The organism is Thiomonas sp. (genome assembly GCF_054608695.1).
On sequence record NZ_JBTRXV010000180.1, the window covers coordinates 1 to 3,667 of the forward strand.

A 3,667-nucleotide genomic window follows, 5' to 3' on the forward strand; every position below is an offset into this window, starting at 1 on the left:
TGGGCTTCGAGCAGGGCTGGATCTCGCTGTTCCAGGTGCTGGGCTCGCATCCCGATGGCGTGGTGGAGGCCCGCCAGGAGCCCGCCACCACGCTGCGCGCGGCGCAAAGTGAATATCCGTTCAATCGTGAGTACATTTACACGCAAGCTGCCAACCAGGCCAAGCCAAAGACACAGACACCCCTCGGTCCCCAGCGCCTGCAAAGTCGCAAAACGGTTTGAGCGTTGGCGTCGGGACGGTTTGCTGGCGCACCGCACCTCGCCCCGGCAACGGGTTTTCCACCCACTTCCCATTCCAGCCATCATGCTCTACAAATTCAAGTCCCAAGCCGACTCCGATCTGTTCATGAATCAGGGGCCAGCCGAGCGCATCCTGGCCATCATCGGCAAACCAGCCGGGCCGCAGGGCATCATCGAGCCTGGCGAGATGGCGCAGGCCATCGCCAAGCTGGAAGCCGCCGTGGCGGCGGAGGGCCAGGCCGACCCGAGCACGGCTACCGCGGTTGAGCCCGCTGCGACCGCTCCCGGCGGCGCCCAGCCCATCACGCTACATCAGCGTGCCTGGCCCTTCATCCAACTGCTCAAGCGCAGCCTCGATGCCGACAAGCCCATCGTCTGGGGCGTTTGACGCGGGTTCGAGGCTGGCGAGCGGGGTCGAGCGTTGCCCCATGGCGCGGCTGTCCGCCGGCTCGGCGCAACATCCCGGCGCTCCGGCGAGCAGGGCTTTGCGCCGTGTCGAGCCCGGGGTTGACTCCGGGAATCCCCGGATGTTTTTGGCGCCTCGCTGTCAGCAAGCGGTCAGATGCCACCTCAACAATCCTCACACTTCGTAACATCAGCGCATGTCGTGTTACGAATGGAGGCCGGCTGCGAGCCACCCCAAATCCATGCGATTCGTGCGTCTTGGTCTTGCACGAACGCCAACAGAATGAGGAGACAGTTCGATGGCTGCAGTCACCCTGGACGCCGCACCGCGTCCAATGTCCGGCGAGGAGCGCAAGGTCATCTTTGCCTCGTCGCTCGGCACCGTGTTCGAGTGGTACGACTTTTATCTTTACGGTTCGCTGGCCGCCATCATCGCGAAGAAGTTCTTCGCCGGCCTCGACCCCGGATCGGCCTTCATCTTCGCCCTGCTGGCGTTCGCCGCCGGCTTCATCGTGCGGCCCTTCGGCGCACTCCTGTTCGGGCGGCTCGGCGACATGATCGGGCGCAAGTACACCTTCCTGATCACCATCCTGATCATGGGCATGGCCACCTTCATCGTGGGTCTGTTGCCCAGCTACGCCGCCATCGGCGTGGCCGCTCCCGTCATCCTCATCGCCCTGCGCCTGCTGCAGGGCCTGGCGCTGGGCGGTGAGTATGGCGGTGCCGCCACCTATGTGGCCGAGCATGCACCGCGCGGCAAGCGCGGCGCCTACACCTCGTGGATCCAGACCACGGCAACGCTCGGGCTGTTCCTCTCGCTGCTGGTCATCCTCGGTTTGCGCACCACGCTGGGCGAGGACGCATTCAACGACTGGGGCTGGCGCGTGCCCTTTCTGGTTTCCATCTTCCTGCTGGGCATCTCGGTGTGGATCCGCCTCAAGCTCAACGAGTCGCCCGCTTTCGTGCGCATGAAGCAAGAGGGCAAGACCTCCAAGGCGCCGCTGACCGAATCGTTCGGCAAATGGGGCAACCTCAAGTACGTCATCCTCGCCTTGCTGGGCCTGGTGGCCGGGCAGGCGGTGGTGTGGTACGCGGGGCAGTTCTACGCGCTGTTTTTCCTGACGCAAACCCTCAAGGTGGATGGCATCACCGCCAATCTGCTCATCGGCCTGTCCTTGCTCATCGGCACGCCTTTCTTCCTGCTCTTTGGTTGGCTGTCGGACAAGATCGGCCGCAAGCCCATCATTCTTGCCGGTTGCCTGCTGGCTGCGCTGACCTATTTCCCGCTGTTCCACGCGCTGACCGACGCCGCCAACCCCGACCTGGCCAAGGCCCTCGCCAAGACTCCCGTGACCCTGGTGGCCGACCCGGCCGAGTGCTCGTTCCAGTTCAACCCCACCGGCACGGCCAAGTTCACCAGCTCGTGCGACATCGCCAAGCAGATGCTGGCAGCCTCTTCGGTGAACTACACCAACGTGGCCGGCACTGGCGTGGCGCAAATCCAGGTGGGCAGCCAGGTCATTCCGACCTTCAACGGCAAGGGCATGCCCGGGCCTGAGTTCAAGGAGAAAGAGACGGCGCTGAAGAAGGACATCGGCGCAGCCATCAAGGCTGCGGGCTACCCGGCCAAGGCCGACCCGGCGAAGATCAACAAGCCCATGGTCACCGCCATCCTGGTGCTGCTGGTGATCTACGTCACCATGGTCTACGGCCCCATCGCTGCGGCCCTGGTGGAGCTGTTCCCCACCCGCATCCGCTACACCTCGATGAGCTTGCCGTATCACATCGGCAACGGCTGGTTCGGCGGCCTGCTGCCCACCATCGCCTTCGCCCTGGTGGCGCAGAACGGCAATATCTACTACGGCCTGTGGTATCCCATCATCGTCGCCAGCGCAACCTTCGTCATCGGCCTGTTCTTCCTGCCGGAGACCAAGGACCGCGACATTTACGCGCACGACTGAAAGCACTGAAAAGAAGCCACAAGACTCGCATGAACCTCGCAGTACGGCCCGCTTCGCACGGGCCATTTTGGGCGCGTTCCCCGGCTTGGAATAGGGCTGTTTGCGACAAGTTTTTCTGCTTGAAAGCCCCTCATCGGGCGCGCACATTGATTGCAAGCTCAAAGCATCTGGATTGACCGACGTTCATTTCAGGAGACTCACGATGCAGCCAACCAGCAAGCCCAAGTCGCCCAAACACCAGGCCACCGGGCGACGTTCCATCTTGCGCGGCCTTGGTGCCGTGACGGTCGCGGCAGGTGGTGCGGCCCTTGCCTACGGCGCAACCGTGAAGGCTGCCGAAGCGGCGCGCCTCGTGCCAGCCAAGGGTCAGGACGCAGACTCAACGCTCCCAAGCGCAGCCGGCTATCGCCTCACCGGCAACATCCGCAGCTATTACCGCACGGCCAGGTATTGAATCGATGTGATGCGGTTGCCCTCGCGCTGCCACATGCCGCCGCCTGATTGCTGCGATCAAGCTCTTCCTTGAGAAGTCTCGCCCCTGAAGTGGGCCGCCATGTCCAGGAGTCACCTCATGTTGCTCAAGCGTCAGTCATCCGATGTGCAGGCCAAGGATCCATCGCAGGTCTCGCCCAGCCCCTGGATCGCGCAGCTCAAGCGTGGCTTGACGCATGCCTTGCCCACAGTCGATCGCCGCGCATTCCTGCGCCGCTCCGGCCTCGGTCTGGGGCTCGGCGTCGGCGCCGGCTTGATCGGCTCGCAGTTGCGCCTGGTGCAGAAGGCCGATGCCGCCGGCACCCTGGCCCCCGGCGCGCCAGGCAGCAAGGGCGTGGTCACGCGGCGCACGGTCTGCACCCATTGCTCGGTCGGCTGTGCCTCCGACGCGATGGTGGAGAACGGTGTCTGGGTGCGACAGAATCCGGTGTTCGAGTCGCCCATCAATCTGGGCGCGCATTGCGCCAAGGGTGCCGCATTGCGCGACCACGGCCGTGGCGACCACCGCCTGCGTTACCCGATGAAGCTGGTGGACGGCAAGTACCAGAGCATTTCCTGGGACCAGGCGCT

At 64.2% G+C, this 3,667-nt stretch carries 3 protein-coding genes and 2 pseudogenes; all 5 read left to right on the forward strand.

The genetic code is table 11. The features are described from left to right. Positions 1 to 221, forward strand: a pseudogene (locus ACYCUK_RS23860) (SAM-dependent methyltransferase); the annotation flags it as partial. Positions 222 to 303: 82 nt separating this feature from the next. Continuing rightward, the gene (locus tag ACYCUK_RS23865) at positions 304 to 627 is read left to right on the forward strand and encodes a DUF1840 domain-containing protein (protein WP_461597071.1); all 324 of its coding nucleotides are present in this window, start codon (positions 304 to 306) and stop codon (positions 625 to 627) included. A 316-nt stretch (positions 628 to 943) separates the two neighbouring features. Continuing rightward, positions 944 to 2,605, forward strand: coding sequence for an MFS transporter (locus ACYCUK_RS23870; protein WP_461597072.1), 1,662 nt, complete (start codon positions 944 to 946; stop codon positions 2,603 to 2,605). A 202-nt stretch (positions 2,606 to 2,807) separates the two neighbouring features. Then, complete coding sequence (locus tag ACYCUK_RS23875; protein ID WP_461597073.1) at positions 2,808 to 3,059, forward strand: formate dehydrogenase; 252 nt, start codon at positions 2,808 to 2,810, stop codon at positions 3,057 to 3,059. Between the two features lie 117 nt (positions 3,060 to 3,176). Further along, a pseudogene (locus ACYCUK_RS23880) lies at positions 3,177 to 3,667 on the forward strand (formate dehydrogenase); the annotation flags it as partial.

Bases quoted from the DNA above. Each gene is read 5' to 3' on its own strand.
- ACYCUK_RS23870 (WP_461597072.1), top strand. From the start codon at position 944: ATGGCTGCAGTCACCCTGGACGCCGCACCGCGTCCAATGTCCGGCGAG.
- ACYCUK_RS23865 (WP_461597071.1), top strand. From the start codon at position 304: ATGCTCTACAAATTCAAGTCCCAAGCCGACTCCGATCTGTTCATGAAT.
- ACYCUK_RS23875 (WP_461597073.1), top strand. From the start codon at position 2,808: ATGCAGCCAACCAGCAAGCCCAAGTCGCCCAAACACCAGGCCACCGGG.